A 25,386-nucleotide genomic window follows, 5' to 3' on the forward strand; every position below is an offset into this window, starting at 1 on the left:
CGAGGGGCCCGGCGGGCCCGCCCTCGACCTGACCTCAGGTGCGTACGGGCCGAAGCGCGCCCGGACCGTCACGTCGGCGATCTCCCCCAGCACAGCACAGCGCACTATCTCCGCCCCTTGGGCCGAAGCCACCTCTCCGGCGGCCCCGCACGCGGTCTCCACACCCCGCAACGCCTGGTCGGCCGCGGCGAGCGCGGCCAGATCCGCCGCACCGCCGGCCTTGTGACGGGCGGAGACGGCCTGTCCGAGAGCGAGCACCGCCGCGAACACCACGCAGAGCGCCGCGGTCACGACGGCCGTCCAAACCGTTGCCAGCCCCCTGTCCCGTGTCTCAGGGCAGGCCTTCGTCCCCCTCACGGCTCCGCCCCCACCGTGTCCTCGGCCAAGGCGACCGCCTCGGCGCTCAGCGTCAGGCCCAGTGGTCCGGGCCCCGGCGTCGGCGCCTCCACCCGGACCCGCCACAGCCCCCCGGTCCGCTCCACCGCGACCCGAGCCCGGCCCGGCGCCGCCTCCTGAGCCGCGGACCGCACCGAGTCCTCCGGCTCCGACCGTGCCGCGGCCCGCGCGCCGGCACGCGCGGCGTCCACACAACGGATCTGGTCCGATGCGGCAACCAGCGCCCAGAGAAGGGCGAGGACGAAGGCCACCAGCACGGGGAGGGCCATAGCCGCCTCCGCCGTCACCGTTCCCCGGTCGTCGCTCGGGGCTTTTCGCAGCTCCTCAGAACTTCGCATCGAGGGCGTCCTTGATCAACGACTGCAAGGCCGACAGCACCGCCCCGCTGGTAACCACCTTGTAGAGCACCGCCGCGAACGCGCAGGCGGCGATGGTCCCCACCGCGTACTCGGACGTCGTCATCCCCCTGTCGCCGTCCCGGGCCCGGACACGCGTGCCGAACCTGGCCTCCCACGCACGACGCAGCGCGCTCAGGGACCGCACCATGGCTTTCCTGTTCATCTCAACCCCCATGTCCACGAATTACGTTGTCTCGTCCAGAACCTCGGTCCGGCACTTCGAGCAAGCCGGAGCCGGGCCTCCGCTGCCTCTCGATGCCGGCATCCGGGCATACGGCTGCTCCCACTCAGCCGCGGTGCAACAGGCCGGTCGCCAGCCCGATCACCACCGGCGCCACACCCACGGCCAGAAAGGCGGGCAGGAAGCAGAGCCCCACCGGTGCGGTGATCAACACCCCGGCCCGCTGGGCGCGCGCTACAGCAGCACTCGCCCGCTCGGCGCGCATCTCATCGGCCAGCCTGGAAACCGGTTCCGCGGCCGGAGCCCCCGTCGACGCGGCACGCTCAAGACAGCGGGCCAGCGGCGCGGCACCGGGCAGCTCCCCGAACCGGCCCCAAGCCTCCGCGGGTTCGCCGCCGAGCAGAATCTCGGCCGCTGTCCGGGCAAGCCGCTCCCCGACCGGACCCCCGATGGATTCCCCGACCGCCTCCGCCGCCTCCCGCGGCCCGGCGCCTGCCGAGAGGCAGGACGCCAACAGATCCGCGGTGATCGGCAGCTGCCGGGAGACCATCGCAGCCTCCGCGTCCCTGCCGCCGTTTCCACGCCCCCTGGAAGAGCGCCGCCACCGCCGAACGCCGTACGCCGCCGCGAGACCGGCCCCGCTCCCGGCCACTCCGCCGACGAGGATCCAGACGCCTGCCCAAACGGCCAGGAACACGATCCACCGCCGAGTTCCGCTCCACTCGGGTGGCGACAGGCCCATCCATCTCGGCCCCGGGCCACTCACGGAGCACCCGGCCAGCAGCGCCCCCCGTCTGCGTATCGCCCGATCATGCCGCCGGCCTGCGACCGCGAAGGCGAGATACGCGGCCGAGCCCAGCGCCGTCCCCATCGCCCCGGCCACCACCAACGCGTCCCCCGCCCCTGGCACCCCGCTCATGCCGCCTCCCCCGTCCGCACGATCCGCGATGCCCAGAACAACCCCGCAGCTTCCAGCAGCCCACCCGTCGCCAGGCAGACGAGTCCGGCCGGGCTGTGCAGCAGCACCTCCAGCGGATCCGCTCCGAGCGCCGCTCCCAGCCCCAGGCCCGCCACCGGCAGCAACGCCAGGACCACCACGGTCGACCAGGCGCCCGCCAGCTGGGCCCGCAGCTCCTCCCGCCGCCGCCTCTCGGCCCGCAGTGCGCTCTCCAGTCGCGCCAGGCCGGCCGCGAGCCCCGCACCGCCGTCCACCGCAACCCGCCAGCAAGCGGCCATGCCCGCGAGCCCGTCGAGACCGGGCCCTGACGCCGCCTGCCGCAACGCACCCGGCACATCGCCACCGAACCGCGCGGCGGCCAGCACGGCGGGCTCGGCGACGCCCGGTGCACCGGCGTTCCGCGCTGCGGCGAGCAACGCCTGCCCGGGCTCGTGCCCGGCCCGCAACTCGCCGACCACCGCCCCACAGAGCGAGGTCACCGCGTCGGCCGCCTCCTCACGCTCACGCCGCCGTGCCCGACGAAGCAGCCAGCGCCGCACGAGTGGTACCGCCACAGCGCCCGCGAGCAGGGGAAGCACCGATTCACCCAGCGCAGCGAGAAGAGCCGCCACAGGGGCACACAGCCATTCACGCCGCCCGGCGAAGACCGCGCGGGCCGCGGACCACGCCTCCGGCCCCCACGGTTCCCCCCGCCGAGCTGTCAGCACCCGAGCGCGCCGCGCCCCTGGATCCCGGGCCACGGCCAGAGCGCCCGCCAAGCCCGCGCAGCCGGCCAGGAACAACGCGGGCACCTGGGTCAGCGCCTCGGAACCCCCCGGGGTCACGGCTTGTCTCCGATCAGTGCCCCGAGCCTCTCCCAGCCCCGCTCCGGCTCGAACCCCTCGGTACCCCAGCGCAGCGCGGGCACAGTGACGACCAGGCCTGCGGAATTCCGTTCGAGCACGTGCACTTCGGCCACACGCCGCCGCCCGCCTCTGTCGCGTACCAGGTGAACGACCACTGACAGCGCTGCCGCCAACTGGCTGTGCAGAGCGGCCCGGTCGAGGCCGGCAGCCGTCCCGAGCGCCTCCAGACGCGCCGGAACGTGCTCGGCCGCATTGGCGTGCACCGTGCCGCAGCCGCCTTCGTGCCCGGTGTTGAGCGCTGCCAGAAGCTCCGTCACCTCCGCGCCCCTGACCTCTCCCACCACCAGCCGGTCAGGACGCATGCGCAACGCCTGGCGTACCAGGTCCCGCAGCGTCACCTGCCCTGCCCCCTCCTGATTGGCGGGCCGTGACTCCAGACGGACCACGTGCGGGTGATCCGGGCGCAGTTCCGCCGAATCCTCGGCCAGCACGATGCGCTCCCGTTCACCGACCGCCCCCAGCAGACTCGACAGCAGAGTCGTCTTCCCGGCGCCCGTACCTCCGCTGATCAGATACGAGACCCGGGCCTCCACCAGGGCTCTCAGCAGCCGATCACCGCCGGGCGGGACCGTCCCCGCCGCGACGAGCTCGGCAAGGGCGAAGGCGCGGGGGCGCACCACACGCAGCGAGAGACACGTCGATCCGACGGACACCGGCGGCAGTACGGCGTGCATACGCGTCCCGTCCGGCAGCCGCGCGTCCACCCACGGCCGGGCGTCGTCCAGCCGTCGTCCCGCTCCCGCGGCGAGCCTCTGAGCCAGTCTCCGGACCGCCGCCGCATCCGGGAAGACGACCCGGGTCAGCTCCAATCCGCCGCCACGGTCCACCCACACCCGGTCCGGAGCGGACACGAGCACATCGGTCACCGCAGGGTCTGCGAGGAGTTGCTCCAGCACCCCTGTGCCGACCAGCTCCCCCCTCAGCTCCTCGGCCGCGCCGAGCACCTCCGCGTCACCGAGCAGACGGCCCTGCTCCCTCAGCGCGGCAGCCACCCCCGCAGGAGTGGGCGCCACACCGCTCCGGGCCAGTCGTTGACGTACGGCATCAAGCAGCGCGTCGGTCATGACGGCACTCCCCCGCGAGACCGGACCGGGGCAGCGTCCGGACGGGCCGGGACATCCGCCAGCTCCCAGAAGGCCGTACAGAAGCGGGCCAGCGGACCGCGGGAATTCCCACCCGGGGGCACACCGCTGTCCTGAGCCGAAGCCAGCGCCGGCTCCGCGGGCAGGTCACCGACGAGCGGCAGGCCCAGCGTCCGCGCCAGCCACTGCTCGTCCAGGCCCGCGGTGTAGGGCCCCCGCGTGACGACCCGTAGATCTTCCAGCGCCGTGCGGGCCACACTCGCCACGCGCTGCGCCGCCGCGACCGCTCTCAATTCCCCGGGCACGACCATCAGACCTACGTCGAGCTGCGCCAGCGCCTCCGTCACGCTGTCGTCGAACCGGCGCGGAAGATCGACGACCACCACTCCACCCAGCCGACGAGCGGCGGCGAGCACCGACCGCATGGCCTGGGGCGGAACGGTCACTTCATCGTCCCGACCCCAGCTGAGCACCCGCAGCCCGTGCAATGCCGGCAGCGACTCCTCCAACGCGCCTCCGCCCAGCCTCCCTTTCGAACGGGCGAAATCCGGCCACCGCAATCCCTCGGATTCCTCACCGCCGAGCAGGACATCGATCCCGCCGCCCAAGGGGTCGCCGTCGATCAGCATCGTCCGCCGGCCCGACCTCGCGGCTGTTACGGCGAGTGCGCAGGCCAGCGTGGACGCGCCGGAGCCGCCCCGGCCCCCCATCACTCCCACCGTGAGCGCAGGCCTGCCCACGCCCTCCACCGCATTGGCGATCTGGTCGACGAGCCAGCCTTCGGAAGCGGGCAGTCTCAGCACGTATTCGGCCCCGATCTCCACCGCGCGGCGCCAGACGTCGGGGTCCTTCTGGTCCCGCCCGACGAGCATCACGCCGGGCCTGCGTGGCACCCCACGGCATCTGCGCGCCGCGTCATCACCGACCAGGACCATCGACGCCCGGTCCCAGCCGCCTCTCTCCCCCGGAGGCCCGTGCCGCACCTCCGGTACCGCCCCGGCCGCCGCGCACAACCTGAGCAGATCGTCCAGCAGATCCGGGTCCTCGGTGAGGATCAGCGGGCCGTCCCGCCGCCCTTCGGCGCTCGACGGACCTTCGCCCGCGAAAGATCCAGCCACGATCTCCGCCCCTCTCACTGTCTCCTCCAGTGCGGTTTCGCGGCGATCTCGAACGCTTCCGAGACGCGCGATTCCGGAACCCGCGGACTTCGCGGGTGGAATCAACATGCAACGTCACGGAAAAAGATGTAGATCTTGCTCAAAAACTGTGGACAACTCAAGCGTTGTGAATATCTCGGTAGCTCGTACAGGGGACTTTCACAGCGCAGCCCTTCCGCTACGCACGGTGACGGGGCATGATCGAGAGGACCGGCGTGAGAGGGCGGTCGACACCGGCGACACAGAGGAAGGGCCTGAACTCCTGGCCGCAAAACGCATCCGGACATGCGACGACCCCCGCCGGGGGGGAGAGCGGGGGTCGTCCCCACGGCCGACTCGGGGGGGGGAGGAGCCGGACCGGGGTTAGCACGGTCGCGAACGATCCGTGACTTCCATGGTGTACCCGAGCCCCTTCTCAAGCAAACCCACCTGCCGGATTTTAGGCCGAATGGCGGGCCCCTATGCTCACCTTTGTGGAAAACTGCTTCTCGCCGCGCTCAGCAGCCTTCTTTGACCTGGACAAGACGGTCATTGCGAAGTCTTCGACACTGACCTTCAGCAAGTCCTTCTACCAAGGTGGGCTGATCAACCGTCGTGCCGTACTGCGCACTGCGTACGCACAGTTCGTGTTCCTCGCCGGGGGTGCCGATCACGACCAGATGGAGCGGATGCGTGAATACCTCTCAGCGCTCTGCAAAGGGTGGAACGTCCAGCAGGTCAAGGATCTGGTCGCCGAAACCCTGCACGACCTGATCGACCCCATCATCTACGACGAGGCCGCGACCCTCATCGAGGAACACCACACCGCCGGGCGCGATGTGGTCATCGTTTCGACATCCGGCGCCGAAGTCGTCGAACCCATCGGAGAACTGCTCGGCGCCGACCGGGTCGTGGCGACCCGGATGGTCGTGGGCGACGACGGCTGCTTCACCGGCGAGGTCGAGTACTACGCCTACGGACCGACCAAGGCCGCGGCGATCAGGACGCTCGCCGCATCGGAGGGGTACGACCTGTCACGCTGCTACGCGTACAGCGACTCCGCCACCGACGTGCCCATGCTGGAGTCCGTGGGATACCCCCACGCCGTCAACCCGGACCGGGCCCTGCGGCGCGAGGCCACACTCAGAGAGTGGCCGATTCTCGTCTTCGACCGTCCGGTCCGACTCAAGCAGCGTCTGCCCGCTTTCTCGATGCCACCGCGGCCGGCGCTCGTGGCGGCAGCAGCACTGGGTGCGGCCGCGGCGACCGCAGGGCTCGTCTGGTACGCCAATCGTCGCCGCGCAGCCGCGCCCATCACCTGACAGTGGGGGTCGAGGCCAGTCGGAGCCGCCCTCGGCCCAGCATGTCTGACTCGCTAGCATTTGAACATAAAAGTAAAGAAAAGCGGCCAGGGCTTCCGCTCCCCCTTGTCCCGGAGTACAAAGGATGCAACGGCCCGCGAGACCAAGGACATCCGCGAGGATCACCTTTACGCAGTAGGCCCCACGGACCGAGCACGAAAGTCGAGCACCCACGCGACGTCGACCCGTCGATTACGGGCCAGCCGCACCAGGTGACGGGCAAAGAACCCGACCTGATGGGCATACAACGAGGACGCTTGGTAACTGGGCGGACGTGCCAGCGGCGGTACCGGAACCGGTACCGCCGCAACCCTTCCGTAACCTGCCGACACAGCCGCATCTCGCCACGCGCCCGGCCGTACAACTCGTGCGACCAGACTGCGGCCGACGAGGCTCAGGCCGCGCCGCGCTGCAGCGCCTCGCACACAGCCGTGGATTCCCGGACGCCCAGTTCCACGGAGCGTCCGCAGTGAGCGATCCAAGCCGCCATACCCTCCGGCCTGCCGGACAGATAACCTTCGAACGCCGCCACGTAAGCCGCGCGCCCCTGTTCCGCATGACCGACTTCGGCAGGGCAGATCGACTTGGGATCGAGCCCGCTGCCGATCAGCACGATCCGCTCGGCGGTCCGGGCGACCAAGCCGTTGTGCGACCCGAAGGGGCGCAGCGCCAGCAGTTCGCCGTGGACCACCGAGGACGTCACGAGCGCGGGCGCCGAGCCGCCGGCGATGATCAGCTGCGACAGCCCTTCGAGACGTCCGGCCACCTCGTCCGCGCCCGGCACGGCCGCTTCGATCAACGGCTCGTCGACCGGCTCGCCCACCAGTCGCGGCCTGCCGACCGCCTCGTCCGGAGTCGCGCCGCCCGCCGCCACCAGATGCAGGCGGGCAAGCACTCTGAGCGGTGACTGCCGCCAGATCGAAAGCAGTTGCCCCGCCTCCGCCGTGAGTCTCAACGCGGCCCCGATGGTGCGGACCTCGTCCTCGCCGCTGAAGTCCGTGCGGCGGCGGACCTCCTCGAGATTCCAGTCGGCACCCGAGAGCGCCGCCGAACCGCGAGCTCCGCGCAGGGCCGCCTCCGCGGTGACCTCGTTGCTGCGGCGCCGCATGACCCGGTGCCCGTAGACCCGGTCCACGGCCTTGCGTACGGAGTCCACCGCGTCGGAGACCCCCGGCAGGTCACCCAGGGCGGCAAGCGGGTCAGGGGAAGTCGTACTCATAAGTAGCGAGGCTACGCGCCCCTGCCACGGATACCGCCCCGGAGTGGCCTTCTTCACCAAGGATGACTGCGGCGTGCGATGGGACCGCTACCCTAGGTGAACATGAAGATCGCTTTCGTAGGGAAGGGCGGCAGCGGCAAGACCACGCTGTCTTCGCTCTTCATCCGCCACCTCGCTGCCAATGAAGCCCAAGTCGTCGCGGTGGACGCCGACATCAACCAGCACCTCGGGGCCGCCCTCGGCCTGGATGAGAGGGAAGCCGCCGCCCTGCCGGCCATGGGCGCCCACCTGCCCCTCATCAAGGATTACCTCCGCGGCGACAACCCCCGCATCGCATCCGCCGCGACGATGATCAAGACGACACCGCCCGGGGAGGGATCCAGGCTCCTGCGCGTCTGCGAGGACAACCCGGTCTACGACGCCTGCGCCCGCACGGTCCGACTCGACGACGGGGAAATCCGGCTGATGGCCACCGGACCGTTCGACGAGTCCGACCTCGGCGTCGCCTGCTACCACTCCAAGGTCGGGGCGGTCGAGCTCTGCCTCAACCACTTGGTCGACGGACCCGACGAATACGTCGTGGTCGACATGACGGCAGGGTCGGACTCGTTCGCATCGGGAATGTTCACCCGCTTCGACATGACCTTCCTCGTCGCCGAACCGACCCGGAAGGGCGTCTCCGTCTACCGCCAGTACAAGGAGTACGCGCGTGACTTCGGTGTCGCCCTGAAGGTGGTGGGCAACAAGGTGCAGGGGGAGGACGATCTGGACTTCCTGCGCGCCGAGGTCGGCGACGACCTGCTGGTCGGCGTCGGTCAGTCCGACTGGGTCCGGACGATGGAGAAGGGCCGTCCGGCCCCGTTCGAACTGCTGGAAGCAGACAACCGGATGGCGCTGCAGGCCCTGCAGGACGCCGCGGAGGACTCGTACGGGTTGCGCGACTGGGAGCGCTACACGCGGCAGATGGTGCACTTCCACCTGAAGAACGCGGAGAGCTGGGGCAACGAGAAGACGGGTGCCGACCTGGCTGCCCAGGTCGACCCCGCCTTCGTCCTGCAGGAGCACCGCGCGGAGACGGGCGCCACTCAGCCGGCCTGACCGGACGGAGCGGCGCCGGAGGGTCTACCCCTCTTCCGCGTCGCCGTCGGCCCCCTTGCCTGCCGGCTGATCCGCCGGCCTGGCAGGCACGGGGCTGCCTGCGGGCTTGCCCGGGGCCGTACCCGCGAGGAACGCGGTCCAGCCGGGCTTGGGCTCCTGGCCGACCTTCAGCGTCCCGAGCCTGGCGAGCGTCGCCGGATCCTGCGCGTCCAGCCAGTCGGCGAGCTGACGGAAGGAAACGCACTGCACGTCCTGCTTGGTGCACACCGTCTTGATCGTCTCCTCGATGGCGCGCATGTATGTGCCGCCGTTCCAGGATTCGAAGTGGTTGCCGATGATCAGGGGAGCTCGGTTCCCGCTGTAGGCGCGATCGAACGCCTGAAGCAGACCGTCCCGCATCTGGTTGCCCCAGTACTCGTGCTTGTCCGGGTCACCCTGCGTCGTACCGGACTGGTTGAACATGAAGTTGTAGTCCATCGAAAGTGTCTCGAACGCGCGGCCCGGCACGGGGACGAGCTGCAGGGGGAGGTCCCAGATTCCGTCCTTCTTCGCAGGCCAGACCTGGTTTCCGATGCCACTGGAGTCGTAGCGGAACCCCATGGTGCGTGCGGCCGCGACCATGTTCTTCTGCCCCTCCAGACACGGGGTGCGAGCGCCGATCAGTTCCTTGTCGTAGTCGAAGGGCAATGGCGCTTCACCCTTGAGGTCCGGGGCGTTGGTCTTCCAGCTCTTCACGAACAACTTCGCCTGACGGATCTCGCTCTTCCACTCGTCGACCGACCAGGTGCCGACGCCCCCGTCCGGGCCGCAGAAGTGCCCGTTGAAGTGGGTGCCGATCTCGTTGCCTTCCAGCCACGCGGCCCGCAGTTCCGTCAGCGTGTTGCGGATTCCCTCGGCGTCGTTGAACCCGATGTCGGAACGGCCCGCCGAATGCTGCGGGGGGTCGTAGAGCTCCTTCTTCTTCTCCGGCAAGAGGTACACGCCGCTGAGGAAGTACGTCATCTTGGCGTCGTACTTCTTCGCGACCGAGCGGAAGTGCGAGAACAGCTTCTGACTGTCCTCGCCCGCACCGTCCCAGGAGAACACCACGAACTGCGGAGGCTTCTGGCCGGGCTTGAGGCGCTTCGGGACCGGAAGTTTCGGCTGGGCTCCCGTGAAGGCGGTGGAACCGTCACCGATGAGCTTGACGGCGCCCTTCGGTGCCGCTGCCGGAGAGTTCTCCTCCCCGCCGGGTGCGGACCGCTTGCCGGCTCCGGGTGCTGAACCGGCGGCCCCCGTACCTGGGCCCGAGCAGCCGGCCAGGCTGGTGATCAGCGCCGTGACCACGGCACCCAGGGCGATCCGCTTCGTGGCGGCCATCATCCGTCCACCCTCTTCCTTGCAGGATTCATGCGTTGAAGTGCCGACACGGCGCGGTCAACCTCACACGCAGCTCCCCTGGAATCAGTACGACAAGCCGGATGAAAAGCTGCTTATTCACTGAGAAGAGTGACTGAATGGGCTATTTGCTCGAAAGCGTGGACACCATTCTTTACTCTCCATTACGATTCGTTTACGGAGAGTTGAGAAATCCCGCCGTTGTACCCCACCGCTGCACGCCGTGAACTACGGCCGCCGTCATTTCACATACCGCGACCGCGCTGCCCCGGAGGAGACGGGAACATGTCTGCCTGCGTCCCCACTCGTAACGACCACTCGTCCCGCAGTTCACGCCCTTCCCGGGCCTCGGGATTCAAGCGACCACACAGCCCGCCGCCCCACCGCGGACGCTTCCACGTCTCGGGTGCGGATCTGTCCGCATCGATCACTGTCTTCCTGATCGCCGTTCCCATGTCGCTCGGTCTCGCTGTCGCCATGGACGCCCCGCTCGCCGCCGGACTGGTTTCCGCGGCCATCGGCGGCATCGTCGCCGGACTGCTGGGCGGCACACCACTCCAGGTCAGTGGCCCGTCGGCCGGACTGACCGTAGTCACAGCAGAGTTGATCCAGATCTACGGCTGGCGCACCACGTGCGCGATCACCGTCGGTGCGGGACTCCTGCAGATCGCGCTGGGCTCGCTGAGGGCGGCCCGCAGCGCCCTTGCCGTCAGCCCGGCCATCGTGCACGGCACGCTCGCCGGCATCGGTGTGGCCATCGCTCTTGCCCAGCTGCACATCGTGTTCGGCGAGGTGCCTCGGAGCTCCGCCCTCGACAACGTCCTGTCACTCCCCTCCCACCTCTCGCACTTCGAGCCGGCCGGGCCCCTCGTCGGAGCCCTGACCATCGCCCTTCTCGTCACGTGGCCGCGCCTGCCCGGCAGGATCGGAGCGGCACTGCGCAGAATTCCTGCCGCGCTCGCCGCCGTGGTCATCGCGACGGCTGTCGCCGCCGCGGCGGCGCCCGGCATCGCCCGGGTGGACCTGCCCTCATGGCACTCGCACGCACTGCCTGAAATGCCACGGGGCCCGGTGGCGGCCCTGGCGACAGCCGTGTTCACCGTCATGCTCGTCGCGAGCCTCGAATCCCTGCTGGCCGCTGTCTCGGTGGACAAGCTGGCCGCCGACCGCGCGACAACCACGGCCAAGGACGGGTCGACACCGCACGCCCCTGTGAAGCGGTCGGATCTCGACCGGGAGTTGCGGGCCCAGGGCGTCGCCAACGCGGTATCGGGACTCGCCGGAGGACTGGCCGTATCGGGCGGCGCGGTGCGCAGCTCCGCGAATGTGCGGGCGGGCGCGACGAGCCGCGCCTCCACCGTGCTGCACGGCGTCTGGGTGCTGCTGGCAGCCGTACTGCTGGTCACAGCCCTGGAGTGGATCCCTCTGGCAGCCCTCGCCGCGCTCGTCATGGTGGTCGGGGTCCAGATGGTCAGCTTCGCCCATATCCGCAAGGTCCACAGACACCGGGAGTTTCTGGTGTACGGCGCCACGATCAGCGGCGTGATTCTGGCCGGGGTGCTCGAAGGGGTGGCGATCGGCATCGTCGTGGCGGTGGCCGTCGCCCTGCACCGGCTGGCACGCACGAGGATCACCGTGACCGAGCAGGACGGCCGCTATCTGGTGGCTGCTCGCGGCCAGCTGACCTTTCTGGCCGTTCCGCGGCTCAGCCGCGTGCTCGGTAAGCTCCCGCAAGGGGTCGACGCGGTGGTCGAGTTGGACGGCTTCTTCATGGACCACGCGGCGTACGAGACGATCCAGGACTGGTATGCGGCGCAGACCGCGCTGGGCGGCCGGATCGAGTTCACCGGGCGCTCGGGGGGCCGCATCGCCGAGCCTGCGTCGGCCGCCCATTCCTGCTGCCGCCCGTGGACGCCGTGGCGCAACCATCACTGCCACGACAGCGTGCAGGACACCGCGCCGTCCACCGCAGCCCCTGCCTCGCACGTCGTCTCGAAGGCTGCTCCTCCCACGGCTCCGAAAGGCCCTGCGGGCCACCGGCACGGCGCCCATCGGCTTCTCAGCGGCCTCAGTTCATTCCAGCGCACCACCGCCCCGCTGGTCCGTGAGGAACTGGCCCGGCTGGCCGCAGAGGGGCAGCGGCCTTCCCAGCTGTTCCTCACCTGCGCCGACTCCCGTCTGGTCACCAGCATGATCACCGCGAGCGGCCCGGGAGACCTCTTCACCGTGCGGAACGTCGGCAATCTGGTGCCGCCGCCGTGCGCAGGGGACGCCGAGACCAATGACGACTCCGTCGCCGCCGCCATCGAGTACGCGGTGGATGTCCTGGAGGTCGAGTCCATCACCATCTGCGGCCACTCCGGATGCGGGGCCATGCAGGCCCTGTTGAAAGCCGAGCCGGAGACGCCCCGGACACCGCTGTGGCGCTGGTTGCAGCACGGTCTGCCGAGTCTGGAGCGCATGCGCTCCCCTCACCACTCCTGGGCGCGCATCGCCGGACGGCTGCCCACCGATGCGGTGGAGCAGCTCTGCCTGACCAATGTGGTGCAGCAGTTGGAGCACTTGCGTGCACACGAGTCGGTGGCCCGCCGGCTGGCGGCGGGGACCCTGCAGCTGCACGGCATGTACTTTCATGTCGGTGAGGCGCAGGCTTATCTGCTGACCGAGGGCGCCAGTTCCGGCACGGGGCCCGACGAGGTCTTCGCCCGGGTCGCCCCGGGCGCGGTGTGGGGAGCCGAGCCGGGCATCGATACACCGCACCCCGCTCCGGGTACCGCCGTCGGCGCCTGAACCACTCACACGCCCGGTCCGTGAGACCTTGTGGTCCCGCTTTCGCACCGCACAGCGCTGCTCGCGAGAGCGGGACGTGTGGCTCCCCACACGAGGCACAGGTCTAAACCAATTTCCGGCAGACACTTGTCACCTGGCCCGCAGCCTGATGAGCTGTCCCCCGGGACACAACGGACACCCTGGGAATGGGAGATGTCGTGAGCAACGAAAGTCTGGCCAATCTGCTCAAGGAGGAGCGGCGGTTCGCACCGCCTGCCGATCTGGCTGCGAACGCCAACGTGACCGTGGAGGCGTACGAGCAGGCCGAGGCGGACAGGCTGGGCTTCTGGGCCGAGCAGGCCCGCCGCCTGACCTGGGCCACGGAACCGACCGAGACGCTCGACTGGAGCAACCCGCCCTTCGCGAAGTGGTTCGCGGACGGCAAGCTCAACGTCGCGTACAACTGTGTGGACCGTCATGTCGAGGCGGGCAACGGCGACCGCGTCGCCATCCATTTCGAGGGTGAGCCCGGTGACAGCCGTGCGATCACCTACGCGGAGCTGAAGGACGAGGTGTCCCGCGCCGCCAACGCGCTCACCGAGCTCGGTGTCGGCAAGGGCGACCGGGTCGCCGTCTATCTGCCGATGATCCCGGAAGCCGCCGTGGCAATGCTGGCCTGCGCCCGTATCGGCGCGGCGCATTCGGTGGTCTTCGGCGGTTTCTCCGCCGATGCGATCGCCGCCCGTATCCAGGACGCCGACGCCAAGGTCGTCATCACCGCCGACGGCGGCTACCGCCGCGGCAAGCCCTCGGCCCTAAAGCCCGCGGTGGACGACGCCGTCTCGCGCATCGACAGCGTCGAGCACGTCCTCGTGGTCCGGCGCACCGGGCAGGACACCGCCTGGACCGAGGGCCGGGACGTCTGGTGGCACGAGATCACCGTCCGGCAGTCCGCCGAGCACACGCCTGAGGCCTTCGACGCGGAGCAGCCGCTCTTCATCCTCTACACCTCGGGGACGACGGGTAAGCCGAAGGGCATCCTGCACACGTCCGGGGGTTACCTGACCCAGACGGCGTACACCCACCACGCGGTCTTCGACCTGAAGCCCGAGACGGACGTGTACTGGTGCACCGCCGACATCGGCTGGGTCACCGGGCACTCGTACATCGTCTACGGACCGCTGGCCAACGGCGCGACCCAGGTCATGTACGAGGGCACGCCCGACACGCCCCACCAGGGGCGCTTCTGGGAGATCGTCCAGAAGTACGGCGTGACGATTCTCTACACGGCGCCGACGGCGATCCGGACGTTCATGAAGTGGGGGGACGACATCCCCGCCAAGTTCGACCTGTCGTCGCTGCGTGTGCTCGGTTCGGTCGGTGAGCCGATCAACCCCGAGGCATGGATGTGGTACCGCAAGCACATCGGCGCCGATTCCTGCCCGATCGTGGACACCTGGTGGCAAACCGAGACCGGCGCCATGATGATCTCTCCGCTCCCCGGGGTCACGGCGACCAAGCCCGGCTCCGCCCAGCGTGCCCTGCCCGGCATCTCCGCCACGGTCGTCGACGACGAGGCCCATGAGGTGCCGAACGGCGGGGGCGGCTATCTCGTCCTCACCGAGCCGTGGCCGTCGATGCTCCGCACCATCTGGGGCGACGACCAGCGCTTCCTCGACACCTACTGGTCGCGCTTCGAGGGCAAGTACTTCGCGGGCGACGGTGCCAAGAAGGACGAGGACGGCGATGTCTGGCTGCTGGGCCGGGTCGACGACGTCATGCTCGTCTCCGGGCACAACATCTCGACCACCGAGGTCGAGTCGGCCCTCGTGTCGCACCCCTCGGTCGCCGAGGCTGCCGTGGTCGGGGCCAACGACGAGACGACCGGTCAGGCCATCGTCGCCTTCGTGATCCTGCGTGGGACGGCCACCGCCTCGCAGGAGCTGGTCGCCGAGCTGCGTAATCACGTCGGCACCACGCTGGGGCCGATCGCCAAGCCCAAGCGCGTCCTGCCGGTGGCGGAGCTGCCGAAGACCCGTTCCGGCAAGATCATGCGCCGTCTGCTGCGCGACGTCGCCGAGAACCGCGAGCTGGGCGATGTCACCACGCTCACGGATTCCTCGGTCATGGCACTCATCCAGACCCAGCTGCCTTCCGCCTCGTCCGAGGACTAGACGGGCCGGAGAAGACGGAGGCGGGTCACGGCAGGCAGGCCCCCGTCCCGGACCTGGAGCCTGAGGCGGACCCACTCGCACGACCCCGAAGGGGCACCCGGAACCACCCGGGTGCCCCTTCGGGGCGCCGGGGGCAGGTCAGAGACGTACGGACGCCGGTGCGTGCCGTCGCGCGGGACGCACCACATCCGGATACGTTTCCGACAGCCCAGGTAGAGTGGTGATTTCTTCGGCGAAGCGCGTCGGCACAAGCACGTCCCGCCGGGGAGCACGTACGAACGCCGAGCACGGCGCGAGCGACAACAGCACAAGAAAATCTCCACAGGGGCGCCGGGAAGTCTGGTCGGCATGTGTATCCGCCATGCCATCACTGCCGTAACCCGACCCGGAGGTCTTCCTCGTGGCCCCGCCCGTCCCCCCTTCCGGCCGCCGCACCCTGCTCGGCCGTCTTTCCCTCCCCGAGCGCAATTACGTCGCGGAGGCCCTGCGCACCGAGACGGTCGGTGGCGTCCTCCTGCTGGTCGCGGCCGTCACCGCGCTGCTGTGGGCCAATACCTTCGGCTCCTCGTACGCGTCCGTCAGCCATTTCCACTTCGGTCCCGAAACACTGGGACTGCATCTTTCGGTGTCCCACTGGGCGGCCGACGGGCTGCTCGCGATCTTCTTCTTCGTCGCGGGCGTCGAGCTCAAACGGGAGCTGGTCGCCGGCGAGCTCCGCGACCCCCGGGCCGCGGCCCTGCCCGTCGCGGCAGCGCTCTGCGGCATGGCCGTCCCCGCCGTCGTCTACACACTGACCGCCGCACTCGGCGGAGGGTCCCTCGGCGGCTGGGCCGTCCCCACGGCCACCGACATCGCGTTCGCGCTCGCCGTACTCGCGGTCATCGGTACCTCGCTGCCGTCGGCCCTGCGCGCCTTCCTGCTGACGCTCGCCGTCGTCGACGACCTCTTCGCCATCCTCATCATCGCGGTCTTCTTCACCGAGGACCTCGACTTCCTGGCCCTCGGCGGGGCCTTCGCGGGTCTGGCCGTCTTGTACGTGCTGCTGCGCGCCGGAGTGCGGGGCTGGTACGTCTATCTGCCGCTCGCCCTGGTCATCTGGGGACTGATGTACAACAGCGGCGTCCACGCGACGATCGCCGGCGTGGCCATGGGCCTCATGCTGCGCTGCACCAGGCGCGACGGTGAGACGCATTCCCCGGGCGAACACATCGAGCATCTGGTGCGCCCTCTGTCGGCCGGCGTCGCGGTTCCGCTCTTCGCTCTCTTCTCGGCGGGTGTCACCCTCAAGGGCGATGCCCTGGCCGGCGTCTTCACCCGGCCCGAAACGCTCGGCGTGGTTCTCGGTCTGGTCGTCGGCAAGACCGTGGGCGTCTTCGGCGGCACATGGCTGGTCACCCGCTTCACGAAGGCCCAGCTCAACAAGGACCTCGCCTGGGCAGACGTCTTCGCCGTAGCCACACTGGCCGGTATCGGCTTCACCGTTTCGCTGCTCATCGGGGAGCTCGCCTTCACCGGCGACGACGACATGATCAACGACGTGAAGGCAGCGGTGCTCATCGGTTCCGTGATTGCCGCCGTACTCTCCGGTGTACTGCTCAGACTGCGGGTACGCAGATACAGGGCGCTGTACGAGGCCGAGGAGATCGACGCGGACGAATCGGGGGTGCCCGACGTCTACGAGCAGGACGACCCCGAGTATCACCTGCGCATGGCCGCGATCCACGAGAGGAAGGCTGCCGAGCACCGTCGCCTAGCCGAACGGGCGGGGGCAGCGAGCAGCAAGCCGGACAGTCCGGCATGATCTGACATCGGATGTACGGAAGAAGAGAGGGAGTCAGGGATGAGCGACCCCGGCAACTACGCGGGCAGTACCGATCGTAGTCTCGGACAGCTGTTCGCTTCGGCGACCGCTGAGATGTCCGCGTTGGTCCACGACGAGATCGCGCTGGCCAAGGCCGAGATGCGACAGGACGTCAAGCGCGGCGCGATCGGCAGCGCGGCCTTCATCGTCACGGGTGTGCTGATCCTCTTCGCGATCCCCGTGCTGAGCTTCGCCGCGGCCTACGGCATCCACAATCTCGGGCTCGGGCTCGCCTGGTCGTTCCTGATCGTCGGTGGTGCGTTCATCCTGCTGGGGATCCTGCTCGCCCTCTTCGGGTACGCCAAGTTCAAGAAGGTCAAGCCGCCGGAGAAGTCCATCGCTTCGGCCAAGCAGACCGCAGCGGTGCTCCAGGGCGTCAAGCCCCACCCCCGCCCCGTCGCCGGCGCGCGTGCGATCGAACAGGCACAGGGCAGCACACTCGCGGACAGGGCCATCGAGCACCGTCCCGTCCAGGACGACGCGGTCTCTGTGACACGCTCCTCCACATGACCGACCCCGATTTCAGCGCATCCGGCCCGGTGGGGCCGCTGGGGCCGGCTGCCGGTTCCGGCAGCCCTGTCCGCATCGACGGGCCTTGGACCCACCGTGATGTGGCCGCCAACGGCGCGCGCTTCCATATCGCCGAGCTCGGCGACGGGCCGCTGGTGCTGCTGCTGCACGGCTTCCCGCAGTTCTGGTGGACCTGGCGCCATCAGCTGACCGCCCTGGCCGACGCCGGATACCGGGCGGTCGCGATGGACCTCCGCGGGGTCGGCGGCAGTGACCGTACGCCCCGGGGGTACGACCCCGCGAACCTGGCGCTCGACGTCACCGGCGTGATCCGCTCGCTCGGCGAGCCTGACGCGGCGCTCGTGGGGCACGACATGGGCGGCTATCTCGCCTGGACGGCGGCTGTGATGCGGCCGAAGCTGGTCCGTCGGCTCGTGGTGTCGTCGATGCCGCATCCGCGCCGATGGCGTTCCTCGATGCTCTCGGACTTCTCTCAGTCCCGAGCCGGCTCGCACGTGTGGGGCTTCCAGCGCCCGTGGGTGCCGGAGCGTCAGCTCGTCGCGGACGACGCGGCGTTGGTGGCCCGGCTGATCCGCGACTGGTCGGGGCCGCGCACACCCGGCTTCCCCGACGACCTGACCACGGACGTCTACCGGCGCGCGATGTGCATCCCCTCGACCGCCCACTGCTCGATCGAGCCGTACCGTTGGATGGTCCGCTCACTGGCCCGTCCGGACGGCGTCCAGTTCAACCGTCGGATGAAGCGTCCGGTACGTGTACCCACCCTGCATCTCCACGGCTCGCTCGACCCGGCGATCCGGACCCGTAGTTCCGCGGGGTCCGGCGAGTACGTCGAGGCACCGTACCGGTGGCGACTTTTCGACGGTCTGGGGCACTTCCCCCACGAGGAGGATCCGGTCGGCTTCTCGGCCGAACTCATCAACTGGCTCAAGGATCCTGAGCCCGACCGGTAGCCGACGGGCACAGTTGTCCGACGAACAGCCAATTGCCTGCCGCATAAGCCAATTGGCTGACTCGCGCACGATTACCGACCTTGGGTCACGGGCAGACGTCGAGGTATGGGCTGGACGCGCGACTTCAATGACGCAGCACGCAACCGCCGCTCGACCGCTCCTGCTGGTCCGAGCAATCATGAGGGGGGCGGCTCCCTGAGCCGGGTGCACGATGTGAGCGATTTCCATGATCTCCGGCTGGGCATTCCGCGCATTCTCCACCGCCGGGCCCGCTGGGTCTCGGCGCGCCTGCGCCATCCCCGCGGATGACGCGACAGCCGTACGACAGCACGCCACGTACGGTCCCCGGCCCGTTGCGGACCGGGGACCGTACGTGGCTTCCGTACGCCAGGGGCAGGTGACCCGGGCTCCCCGGTGCCCGCCCCTACGGACGGCTCAGAGCGCGCAGCCCTGGCTGTCGACCTGCTGGGCCGTGGACCTGCCGAGCTCGATGTCCTCGCGGATCTCGTCGGCCGTCAGCGCGTAACCCGTGTCCGGATCGTCGAGCGACTTCGCGAACACCACTCCGTACACCTTCCCGTCCGGAGTGAGCAGCGGGCCACCGGAGTTGCCCTGGCGGACGGTCGCGAAGAGCGAGTACACGTCGCGCCGCACGGTGCCCCGGTGGTAGATGTCCGGACCGTTGGCGTCGATACGGCCCCGGATGCGCGCCGAGCGCACGTCGTAGGCGCCGTTCTCCGGGAAGCCGGCGACGATGGCGCTGTCACCGCTTCCCGCGTCCTTGTCGCTGTCGGTGAAGCGCAGCGGCTCGGCGTCCAGGTCCGGGACGTCCAGTACGGCGATGTCCCGCTGCCAGTCGTAGAGGACGACCTTGGCGTCGTACAGCCGGCCTTCGCCGCCGATCTGGACGGTCGGTTCGTCGACGCCGCCGACCACGTGGGCGTTGGTCATCACCCGGCGGTCGGAGAACACGAAACCGGTCCCCTCCAGGACCTTTCCGCAGCCCGGGGCCATACCGACGACCTTGACGATGGACTTCTTCGCGCGGGCTGCTACAGGGCTCCCCGCCAGCGCGGGGTCCGGCGGTTCGACGGCGGTGATGGGTTCGTTGGCGAACGGGCTGAAGACCTGCGGGAAGCCGTTCTGCGCGAGGACGGACGAGAAGTCCGTGAACCAGTTGGAGGCCTGATCGGGCATCACCCGCGAGACCCCGAGCAGGACCGAGGAGTTACGGACCTCCTTGCCCAGCGTCGGCAGTGACGTGCCGGCCAGCGCCGAGCCGATCAGCCAGGCCACCAGGAGCATGGCCACCACGTTGACCAGGGAGCCGCCCGTGGCGTCCAGGGCCCGTGCGGGCGACCAGGTGATGTACCGGCGGAGCCGGTTGCCGAGGTGGGTGGTGAACGCCTGGCCCACCGAGGCGCACACGATTACGATCACTACCGCGACGATGGCGGCGGTGGAGGAGACCTCCGACCCGTCGGTCACCTGGTCCCAGATGACCGGCAGCAGGTAGACGGCCACGAGTCCGCCGCCCAGAAAGCCGATCACGGACAGGATGCCGACGACGAAACCCTGGCGGTAGCCGATGACCGCGAACCACACGGCGCCGACGAGCAGCAGGATGTCCAGCACGTTCACCGTCTATAGCCTCGCAGATTCGTCACCTGGCCCGTCCGGTTCGACGGGGTCCGGGCCGGGCCCGGAACAGCGCAGCACGGGAGTCAGCCTGTCATGCGCGCCAGTCGAGCGGCACCTGCCTGGTCCTGTCCCAGGGGCGTTCCCACCCCGCGTAGTGCACAATCCTGTCGATCACTCCGGCTGTGAATCCCCACACAAGGGCGGATTCGACCAGGAACGCGGGGCCTTCGTGGCCGCTGGGATGGACGGCTGTCGCACGGTTGGCGGGATCCGTGAGATCCGCCACGGGCACGGTGAAGACCCGGGCGGTCTCGGCCGGGTCGACGGCTCCCACCGGACTGGGCGTCCGCCACCAGCCGAGGACGGGTGTCACGACGAAGCCGCTCACCGGGATGTAGAGCCGGGGCAGCACACCGAAGAGCTGGACACCGCTCGGATCGAGCCCGGTCTCCTCCTCGGCCTCCCTCAGCGCGGCCCTGAGCGGCCCTGTGGTGGTGTGGTCGCCGTCCTCCGGGTCGAGGGAGCCCCCGGGGAAGGACGGCTGGCCGGCATGGGAGCGCAGGGTCCCGGAACGCTCCATCAGGAGCAGCTCCGGACCGCGCTCGCCCTCACCGAAGAGGACCAGGACGGCGGACTGGCGCCCGGCGCCGCTCTCAGGCGGCAGGAAACGGCTGAGCTGGTGGGCCCGCACCGTGCGCGCCGCCCGGGCCACGGGCTCCAGCCAGCCGGGCAGGCCGTCGGTGGTCACGGTGAGCGCGCTGTCCTGGGGCATGCTCGTCCCGGTGGTGGCCGCGTCGGCTGCGGCCCGTGTCCTCTGTGCGTGCGTCATGGGCACCCCCGTCGTTCCAACGCCTGTCGTCGGCCATTTCGTTCCGCACGGACCTGCTCGGGCAGGCCGGTCCCTCACCCGGCTCCGAGCGGCGGTGCGGGACTGCCCGGGTAGTCCGGGGGCGGGCTGAGGCGCTGGCCCGGATAGCCGCCCATCTCGTACTTCAGGAGCTTCTTCGCCTTCTCGGGGTCCGTCTCGCCCTCACCGTAGGCGGGGCAGAGAGCGGCGATCGGGCAGGCTCCGCAGGCGGGCTTGCGGGAGTGGCAGATGCGGCGGCCGTGGAAGACCACGCGGTGCGAGAGCATCGTCCACTCGCTCTTCGGGAAGATCGCGGCGATCTCGGCCTCGACCTTTTCCGGGTCCTCCTGCTCGGTCCATTTCCATCTGCGGACCAGTCGGCCGAAGTGGGTGTCCACCGTGATCCCGGGGACACCGAACGCGTTGCCGAGGACGACGTTGGCCGTCTTGCGCCCGACGCCGGGCAGCTTCACGAGATCCGCCAGGCGGCCGGGGACCTCTCCGCCGAAGTCGTCCCTGAGAGCGGCCGACAGGCCCATGAGGGAGCGCGCCTTGGCCCGGAAGAAACCGGTCGGCCGGATGATCTCCTCCAGCTTCTCGGGAACGGCGGCGGCCATGTCCTCGGGCGTCGGATAGGCGGCGAAGAGGGCCGGGGTGGTCTGGTTCACCCTCAGGTCGGTCGTCTGGGCGGAGAGGACCGTGGCCACCAGGAGCTCGAACGGATTGCGGAAGTCCAGCTCGGGGTGGGCGTACGGGTAGACCTCGGCGAGCTCGCGGTTGATCCGGCGGGCACGGCGGACCATCGCGAGATGCGACTCAGGCTTCGCGGACTTGCCCGACGGTGCTCCCGTCGGACGATTTGCAGCTTTTTTCATACCTCGTGCGGCCTGTTCGCCCACAGCGGAATTCCTGTCTCCCGACACCCCATCAGCCCCCTTGGCCTGCGCTCTCACCGGCGTTCCGGACACCCGGCCAGCCTAGAGCCAGGGGCTGACATCCGCCCCGGTCACTGCGTATCCACGCCCGATCGGCCCCCTGCCGTAGGGTCCGGCACGCCCGTGCGTCAAACTGGTTTGTGATCGATCGCACTGTTTTACCGTCCGGCATCATGGAAACGACGCTTCCCTGAACAGGCCGACAAGGAGAGAACTCGTGGACGACGTTCTGCGGCGCGCCCCGCTTTTCGCGGCGCTCGATGACGAGCAGGCCGCGGAGCTCCGCGCCTCGATGAGTGAGGTGACCCTCGCACGCGGCGACGCGCTGTTCCACGAGGGCGACCCGGGGGACCGCCTGTACGTGGTCACCGAGGGCAAGGTGAAGCTCCACCGCACCTCTCCCGACGGGCGGGAGAACATGCTGGCCGTCCTCGGCCCCGGCGAGCTGATCGGGGAGCTGTCGCTCTTCGACCCGGGCCCGCGCACCGCGACCGCGAGCGCGCTCACCGAGGTCAAGCTCCTCGGCCTCGGTCACGGAGACCTCCAGCCCTGGCTGAACGCCCGCCCCGAGGTGGCCACCGCGCTGCTGCGCGCCGTCGCCCGCCGCCTGCGCAAGACCAACGACCAGATGTCCGACCTGGTCTTCTCCGATGTGCCGGGCCGCGTCGCCCGTGCGCTCCTCGATCTGTCACGCCGCTTCGGCGTGCAGTCGGAGGAGGGCATCCACGTCGTGCACGACCTGACGCAGGAAGAGCTTGCCCAGCTGGTCGGCGCCTCCCGCGAGACGGTCAACAAGGCGCTCGCGGACTTCGCGGGCCGCGGCTGGCTGCGGCTCGAGGCGCGCGCCGTGATCCTGCTGGACGTGGAGCGGCTGGCGAAGCGGTCCCGCTGACCCACCGCCCCGCACACTCGCCGAAAGGGCCCCACCACCGGTGGGGCCCTTCGCATGTTCCCGGGCCGGTCAGGTTCGGCGTCCCGGGCCGGTCCGGTTCAGACCAGGCCGTGCTCGGTCAGGTACTCCAGCTGGGCCCGCACCGACAGCTCCGCCGCCGGCCACAGGGAGCGGTCCACATCCGCGTACACCGCCGCCACCACCTCGGCGGGCGTCCGGTGCCCCGCCTCCACGGCCGTCTCCACCTGGGCCAGGCGGTGTGCCCGGTGGGCGAGATAGAACTCGACGGCACCCTGCGCGTCCTCCAGCACCGGCCCGTGCCCCGGGAGCACCGTGTGCACCCCGTCGTCGACGGTCAGCGAGCGCAGCCGCCGCAGGGTGTCCAGGTAGTCCCCGAGCCTCCCGTCCGGGTGGGCGACCACGGTGGTGCCGCGCCCGAGGATCGTGTCGCCCGTCAGCACGGCCCGGTCGGCCGGCAGGTGGAAGGAGAGGGAGTCCGCCGTGTGCCCCGGTGTGGGGACGACCCGGAGCTCCAGCCCTCCCGTGGTGATCACGTCGCCTGCTGCGAGTCCCTCGTCGCCCAGCCGCAGCGCCGCGTCCAGGGCGCGCACCTTCGTGCGTGTGAGCTCGGCAAACCTGGTTGCGCCCTCCGCGTGATCCGGGTGGCCGTGGGTCAGCAGGGTGAGACCGACGCGCCTGCCCGTCCGCTCCACGGTGTCGACGACGGTCCGCAGATGTACGTCGTCGAGCGGACCCGGGTCGATCACCACGGCCAGGTCCGAGTCCGGTTCGGCGACGATCCAGGTGTTCGTGCCGTCCAGGGTCATCGCGGAGGCGTTGGGGGCCAGAACGTTGACCGTACGAGTGGTGGCGGGGCCGGACAGGACCCCGCCGCGGGGCTGTCCCGGCAGTGCGGCCGCGTCGCTCACGAGGCCACCCCGGGGTCCGCGCCCTCGGCGGCGGAGGGCAAGTCGGACCCACCCGCCGTCGGGACGTGTTTGGTGAACTCGTCGTGGCCCGGCCAGATCAGCACCAGCTCGTCACCCTCCATACGGGCCTCTGCCAGCACGGGAGCGAGGTCCTGGGCATCCGCCGCCTTCAGCGCCTCCGCGGCCGTCCCGTACGGCCTCAGTGCCCGCAGGGTGGCCACCGTGGGCGGCATCATCAGCAGTTCGCCCTTGTCGTAGCCGTCGGCGGCGTCACCGGGCCGGATCCACACCGTCCGGTCGGCCTCGGTGGAGGCGTTCCGGGTGCGCTGGCCCTCGGGGAGCGCGGCCACGAAGAACCAGGTGTCGTAGCGGCGCGGCTCGAAGGCAGGGGTGATCCAGCGCGCCCACGCCCCCAGCAGGTCGGAACGCAGCACCAGACCCCGGCGGTCCAGGAACCCCGCGAAGGACAGCTCCCGGGCGACGAGGGCCTCACGGTCGGCCTCCCAGTCGGCGCCCGTGGTGTCGCTCACGACGGTGTCGGCGGTCGGGCCGGCCAGCAGGACGCCCGCCTCCTCGTACGTCTCACGGACCGCGGCGCAGACGACTGCCTGCGCCTCGGCGGCCGTGCCGACACCGAGGCGGCCGGCCCAGGTGTCCAGGGACGGTCCCGCCCAGCGCACGAGGTGGTCGTCGTCGCGCGGGTCGACCCCGCCACCCGGATAGGCGTACGCACCGCCGGCAAAGGCCATGGAGGTCCGCCGGCGCAGCATGTGCACGAAGGGACCGGCGGCGTCCGGACCCGCTGTGTCGTCCCGGAGCAGCATCACGGTGGCCGCGCGCCTGGGGGTCACGGCTGTCAGCTCGCCGCTGGCGAGGGCCCGGATCCGGGCGGGCCATTCCGGTGGGTACCACTGACCGTTGGACATGGCCGGAGGCTATCCGGAACCGCGCCGATGTTCGAGGGCCCCGGACACAGATACCTGCCCCTTACACACGGATCCCGCCCGGTCGCGGGACCGGACGGGATCTGCGGCAGTGCGGAATCAGGCGTCGACGAGCTCGACCTGGACCTCGACCTCGACCGGTGCGTCGAGCGGCAGCACGGCGACGCCGACTGCGCTGCGGGCGTGCACACCCTTGTCGCCCAGGACCGCGCCCAGGAGCTCGCTCGCACCGTTGACGACCCCGGGCTGCCCGGTGAAGTCGGTGGCGGAGGCGACGAAGCCCACGACCTTGACGACCCGGGCGATCCGGTCCAGATCGCCGGCGACCGACTTCACCGCCGCCAGGGCGTTCAGCGCACAGGTCTTCGCCAGCTCCTTGGCCTCGTCCGGCGTCACCTCGGCGCCGACCTTGCCGGTCACCGCGAGTGTGCCGTCCACCATCGGGAGCTGGCCGGAGGTGTAGACGTACACCCCCGACTGCACGGCCGGCTGGTAGGAGGCCAGCGGCGGTACGACGTCCGGGAGCGCCAGGCCGAGTTCGGCGAGCTTCGCCTCGACGGCGCCCGCCACTACGGCTTCTCCCGCTTCAGGTAGGCCACGAGCTGCTCGGGGTTGTTCGGGCCGGGAACGACCTGGACCAGCTCCCAGCCGTCCTCGCCCCAGGTGTCCAGAATCTGCTTGGTCGCGTGCACGAGAAGGGGCACGGTCGCGTATTCCCACTTGGTCATGAGCCGACTGTAATGCCTGGCACAGGCGGCCTCGTGCGTAGCCTGCCTGCCGACTGGTTAGGCTCGAAGAC

General features: G+C 70.0%; 24 protein-coding genes and 1 pseudogene. 9 read left to right on the forward strand and 16 right to left on the reverse strand.

The window, feature by feature from the left end:
- Window positions 1-6: 6 nt before the first annotated feature.
- The 7 genes and pseudogenes from AB0P41_RS25150 to ssd all read right to left on the reverse strand — a co-directional run.
- Window positions 7-357, reverse strand: a pseudogene (locus tag AB0P41_RS25150) (Rv3654c family TadE-like protein); the annotation flags it as partial.
- On the reverse strand, window positions 354-734 hold the full coding sequence (locus AB0P41_RS25155) for a TadE family type IV pilus minor pilin (protein ID WP_365934294.1): 381 nt from the start codon (window positions 732-734) through the stop codon (window positions 354-356). The pseudogene AB0P41_RS25150 and the gene AB0P41_RS25155, both read right to left, overlap by 4 nt.
- Complete coding sequence (locus AB0P41_RS25160) at window positions 721-942, reverse strand: DUF4244 domain-containing protein (protein ID WP_356713921.1); 222 nt, start codon at window positions 940-942, stop codon at window positions 721-723. Before AB0P41_RS25160 ends, AB0P41_RS25155 begins: the two co-directional genes overlap by 14 nt.
- A 139-nt stretch (window positions 943-1,081) precedes the next feature.
- Window positions 1,082-1,846, reverse strand: a complete 765-nt coding sequence (locus AB0P41_RS25165; protein ID WP_365934387.1) for a type II secretion system F family protein — start codon at window positions 1,844-1,846, stop codon at window positions 1,082-1,084.
- A gap of 44 nt (window positions 1,847-1,890) precedes the next feature.
- Window positions 1,891-2,733 carry a type II secretion system F family protein gene (locus tag AB0P41_RS25170; RefSeq protein ID WP_356713922.1) on the reverse strand — a complete coding sequence of 281 codons (843 nt, stop codon included), beginning with the start codon at window positions 2,731-2,733 and terminating at the stop codon, window positions 1,891-1,893.
- Window positions 2,734-2,753: 20 nt separating this feature from the next.
- Window positions 2,754-3,902, reverse strand: a complete 1,149-nt coding sequence (locus AB0P41_RS25175; protein ID WP_365934296.1) for a TadA family conjugal transfer-associated ATPase — start codon at window positions 3,900-3,902, stop codon at window positions 2,754-2,756.
- Window positions 3,899-5,038, reverse strand: coding sequence for a septum site-determining protein Ssd (gene ssd, locus AB0P41_RS25180; RefSeq protein WP_365934298.1), 1,140 nt, complete (start codon window positions 5,036-5,038; stop codon window positions 3,899-3,901). The genes AB0P41_RS25175 and ssd overlap by 4 nt, the downstream gene beginning before the upstream one ends.
- Window positions 5,039-5,538: 500 nt before the next feature.
- Here ssd and AB0P41_RS25185 point away from each other — a divergent pair, with 500 nt between their 5' ends.
- Complete coding sequence (locus tag AB0P41_RS25185; protein ID WP_365934300.1) at window positions 5,539-6,378, forward strand: HAD-IB family hydrolase; 840 nt, start codon at window positions 5,539-5,541, stop codon at window positions 6,376-6,378.
- A gap of 433 nt (window positions 6,379-6,811) precedes the next feature.
- Here the strand turns inward: AB0P41_RS25185 and AB0P41_RS25190 are convergent, their stop codons facing one another.
- Entirely contained in the window at window positions 6,812-7,636 is an 825-nt protein-coding gene (locus AB0P41_RS25190) for an oxidoreductase (protein ID WP_365934302.1), read from the reverse strand.
- A gap of 102 nt (window positions 7,637-7,738) precedes the next feature.
- Here AB0P41_RS25190 and AB0P41_RS25195 point away from each other — a divergent pair, with 102 nt between their 5' ends.
- The gene (locus AB0P41_RS25195) at window positions 7,739-8,734 is read left to right on the forward strand and encodes an ATP-binding protein (RefSeq protein ID WP_365934304.1); all 996 of its coding nucleotides are present in this window, start codon (window positions 7,739-7,741) and stop codon (window positions 8,732-8,734) included.
- Between the two features lie 24 nt (window positions 8,735-8,758).
- On the opposite strand, the gene AB0P41_RS25200 is transcribed toward AB0P41_RS25195, so the two are convergent.
- The gene (locus AB0P41_RS25200; RefSeq protein ID WP_365934305.1) at window positions 8,759-10,096 is read right to left on the reverse strand and encodes a hypothetical protein; all 1,338 of its coding nucleotides are present in this window, start codon (window positions 10,094-10,096) and stop codon (window positions 8,759-8,761) included.
- Between the two features lie 300 nt (window positions 10,097-10,396).
- Here AB0P41_RS25200 and AB0P41_RS25205 point away from each other — a divergent pair, with 300 nt between their 5' ends.
- The 6 genes from AB0P41_RS25205 (at window position 10,397) to AB0P41_RS25230 (ending at window position 18,708) form a co-directional block, all read left to right on the forward strand.
- Window positions 10,397-12,901, forward strand: a complete 2,505-nt coding sequence (locus tag AB0P41_RS25205; RefSeq protein ID WP_365934307.1) for a SulP family inorganic anion transporter — start codon at window positions 10,397-10,399, stop codon at window positions 12,899-12,901.
- 185 nt (window positions 12,902-13,086) lie between these two features.
- Complete coding sequence (gene acs / locus AB0P41_RS25210) at window positions 13,087-15,054, forward strand: acetate--CoA ligase (protein WP_365934309.1); 1,968 nt, start codon at window positions 13,087-13,089, stop codon at window positions 15,052-15,054.
- 400 nt (window positions 15,055-15,454) lie between these two features.
- The gene (gene nhaA, locus AB0P41_RS25215) at window positions 15,455-16,855 is read left to right on the forward strand and encodes a Na+/H+ antiporter NhaA (RefSeq protein ID WP_365934311.1); all 1,401 of its coding nucleotides are present in this window, start codon (window positions 15,455-15,457) and stop codon (window positions 16,853-16,855) included.
- Between the two features lie 39 nt (window positions 16,856-16,894).
- A complete protein-coding gene (locus tag AB0P41_RS25220) occupies window positions 16,895-17,425 on the forward strand; it encodes a phage holin family protein (RefSeq protein ID WP_356713857.1) in 531 nt (176 codons plus the stop codon).
- Complete coding sequence (locus AB0P41_RS25225; protein WP_356713858.1) at window positions 17,422-18,399, forward strand: alpha/beta hydrolase; 978 nt, start codon at window positions 17,422-17,424, stop codon at window positions 18,397-18,399. The genes AB0P41_RS25220 and AB0P41_RS25225 overlap by 4 nt, the downstream gene beginning before the upstream one ends.
- Before the next feature lie 105 nt (window positions 18,400-18,504).
- Window positions 18,505-18,708, forward strand: a complete 204-nt coding sequence (locus tag AB0P41_RS25230) for a hypothetical protein (RefSeq protein WP_356713859.1) — start codon at window positions 18,505-18,507, stop codon at window positions 18,706-18,708.
- Between the two features lie 126 nt (window positions 18,709-18,834).
- On the opposite strand, the gene AB0P41_RS25235 is transcribed toward AB0P41_RS25230, so the two are convergent.
- From AB0P41_RS25235 to nth, 3 genes are all read right to left on the reverse strand, one after another.
- Entirely contained in the window at window positions 18,835-20,040 is a 1,206-nt protein-coding gene (locus AB0P41_RS25235; protein WP_356713860.1) for a MarP family serine protease, read from the reverse strand.
- Window positions 20,041-20,131: 91 nt separating this feature from the next.
- A complete protein-coding gene (locus tag AB0P41_RS25240) occupies window positions 20,132-20,812 on the reverse strand; it encodes a CoA pyrophosphatase (RefSeq protein WP_356713923.1) in 681 nt (226 codons plus the stop codon).
- 131 nt (window positions 20,813-20,943) lie between these two features.
- Window positions 20,944-21,762, reverse strand: a complete 819-nt coding sequence (nth, locus tag AB0P41_RS25245) for an endonuclease III (RefSeq protein ID WP_356713861.1) — start codon at window positions 21,760-21,762, stop codon at window positions 20,944-20,946.
- A gap of 277 nt (window positions 21,763-22,039) precedes the next feature.
- Here nth and AB0P41_RS25250 point away from each other — a divergent pair, with 277 nt between their 5' ends.
- Window positions 22,040-22,714: a Crp/Fnr family transcriptional regulator gene (locus AB0P41_RS25250; RefSeq protein WP_031090867.1), complete on the forward strand. Its 675-nt coding sequence runs from the start codon at window positions 22,040-22,042 to the stop codon at window positions 22,712-22,714.
- 98 nt (window positions 22,715-22,812) lie between these two features.
- Here AB0P41_RS25250 and AB0P41_RS25255 read toward each other — a convergent pair whose 3' ends face one another.
- From AB0P41_RS25255 to AB0P41_RS25270, 4 genes are all read right to left on the reverse strand, one after another.
- Window positions 22,813-23,643: an MBL fold metallo-hydrolase gene (locus AB0P41_RS25255; RefSeq protein ID WP_356713862.1), complete on the reverse strand. Its 831-nt coding sequence runs from the start codon at window positions 23,641-23,643 to the stop codon at window positions 22,813-22,815.
- On the reverse strand, window positions 23,640-24,569 hold the full coding sequence (locus AB0P41_RS25260) for an NUDIX hydrolase (protein ID WP_365934314.1): 930 nt from the start codon (window positions 24,567-24,569) through the stop codon (window positions 23,640-23,642). Before AB0P41_RS25260 ends, AB0P41_RS25255 begins: the two co-directional genes overlap by 4 nt.
- A gap of 117 nt (window positions 24,570-24,686) precedes the next feature.
- Window positions 24,687-25,157 (reverse strand): RidA family protein, encoded by a 471-nt coding sequence (locus AB0P41_RS25265; protein WP_356713864.1) that lies wholly within the window; start codon window positions 25,155-25,157, stop codon window positions 24,687-24,689.
- Window positions 25,157-25,315 (reverse strand): DUF4177 domain-containing protein, encoded by a 159-nt coding sequence (locus AB0P41_RS25270; protein ID WP_019992579.1) that lies wholly within the window; start codon window positions 25,313-25,315, stop codon window positions 25,157-25,159. Before AB0P41_RS25270 ends, AB0P41_RS25265 begins: the two co-directional genes overlap by 1 nt.
- Window positions 25,316-25,386 lie beyond the last annotated feature (71 nt).

This window comes from Streptomyces sp. NPDC079167 (assembly GCF_040686735.1).
Classification (GTDB): domain Bacteria; phylum Actinomycetota; class Actinomycetes; order Streptomycetales; family Streptomycetaceae; genus Streptomyces.

Excerpts from the sequence above, each read along its gene's own strand:
- AB0P41_RS25155 (WP_365934294.1), bottom strand. The coding sequence starts at position 734 with ATGCGAAGTTCTGAGGAGCTGCGAAAAGCCCCGAGCGACGACCGGGGA.
- AB0P41_RS25160 (WP_356713921.1), bottom strand. The coding sequence starts at position 942 with ATGGTGCGGTCCCTGAGCGCGCTGCGTCGTGCGTGGGAGGCCAGGTTC.
- AB0P41_RS25165 (WP_365934387.1), bottom strand. The coding sequence starts at position 1,846 with ATGGGGACGGCGCTGGGCTCGGCCGCGTATCTCGCCTTCGCGGTCGCA.
- AB0P41_RS25175 (WP_365934296.1), bottom strand. The coding sequence starts at position 3,902 with ATGACCGACGCGCTGCTTGATGCCGTACGTCAACGACTGGCCCGGAGC.
- AB0P41_RS25185 (WP_365934300.1), top strand. The coding sequence starts at position 5,539 with ATGCTCACCTTTGTGGAAAACTGCTTCTCGCCGCGCTCAGCAGCCTTC.
- AB0P41_RS25190 (WP_365934302.1), bottom strand. The coding sequence starts at position 7,636 with ATGAGTACGACTTCCCCTGACCCGCTTGCCGCCCTGGGTGACCTGCCG.
- AB0P41_RS25195 (WP_365934304.1), top strand. The coding sequence starts at position 7,739 with ATGAAGATCGCTTTCGTAGGGAAGGGCGGCAGCGGCAAGACCACGCTG.
- AB0P41_RS25200 (WP_365934305.1), bottom strand. The coding sequence starts at position 10,096 with ATGATGGCCGCCACGAAGCGGATCGCCCTGGGTGCCGTGGTCACGGCG.
- AB0P41_RS25205 (WP_365934307.1), top strand. The coding sequence starts at position 10,397 with ATGTCTGCCTGCGTCCCCACTCGTAACGACCACTCGTCCCGCAGTTCA.
- acs (WP_365934309.1), top strand. The coding sequence starts at position 13,087 with ATGGGAGATGTCGTGAGCAACGAAAGTCTGGCCAATCTGCTCAAGGAG.
- AB0P41_RS25220 (WP_356713857.1), top strand. The coding sequence starts at position 16,895 with ATGAGCGACCCCGGCAACTACGCGGGCAGTACCGATCGTAGTCTCGGA.
- AB0P41_RS25225 (WP_356713858.1), top strand. The coding sequence starts at position 17,422 with ATGACCGACCCCGATTTCAGCGCATCCGGCCCGGTGGGGCCGCTGGGG.
- AB0P41_RS25230 (WP_356713859.1), top strand. The coding sequence starts at position 18,505 with ATGGGCTGGACGCGCGACTTCAATGACGCAGCACGCAACCGCCGCTCG.
- AB0P41_RS25240 (WP_356713923.1), bottom strand. The coding sequence starts at position 20,812 with ATGCCCCAGGACAGCGCGCTCACCGTGACCACCGACGGCCTGCCCGGC.
- nth (WP_356713861.1), bottom strand. The coding sequence starts at position 21,762 with ATGAAAAAAGCTGCAAATCGTCCGACGGGAGCACCGTCGGGCAAGTCC.
- AB0P41_RS25260 (WP_365934314.1), bottom strand. The coding sequence starts at position 24,569 with ATGTCCAACGGTCAGTGGTACCCACCGGAATGGCCCGCCCGGATCCGG.
- AB0P41_RS25270 (WP_019992579.1), bottom strand. The coding sequence starts at position 25,315 with ATGACCAAGTGGGAATACGCGACCGTGCCCCTTCTCGTGCACGCGACC.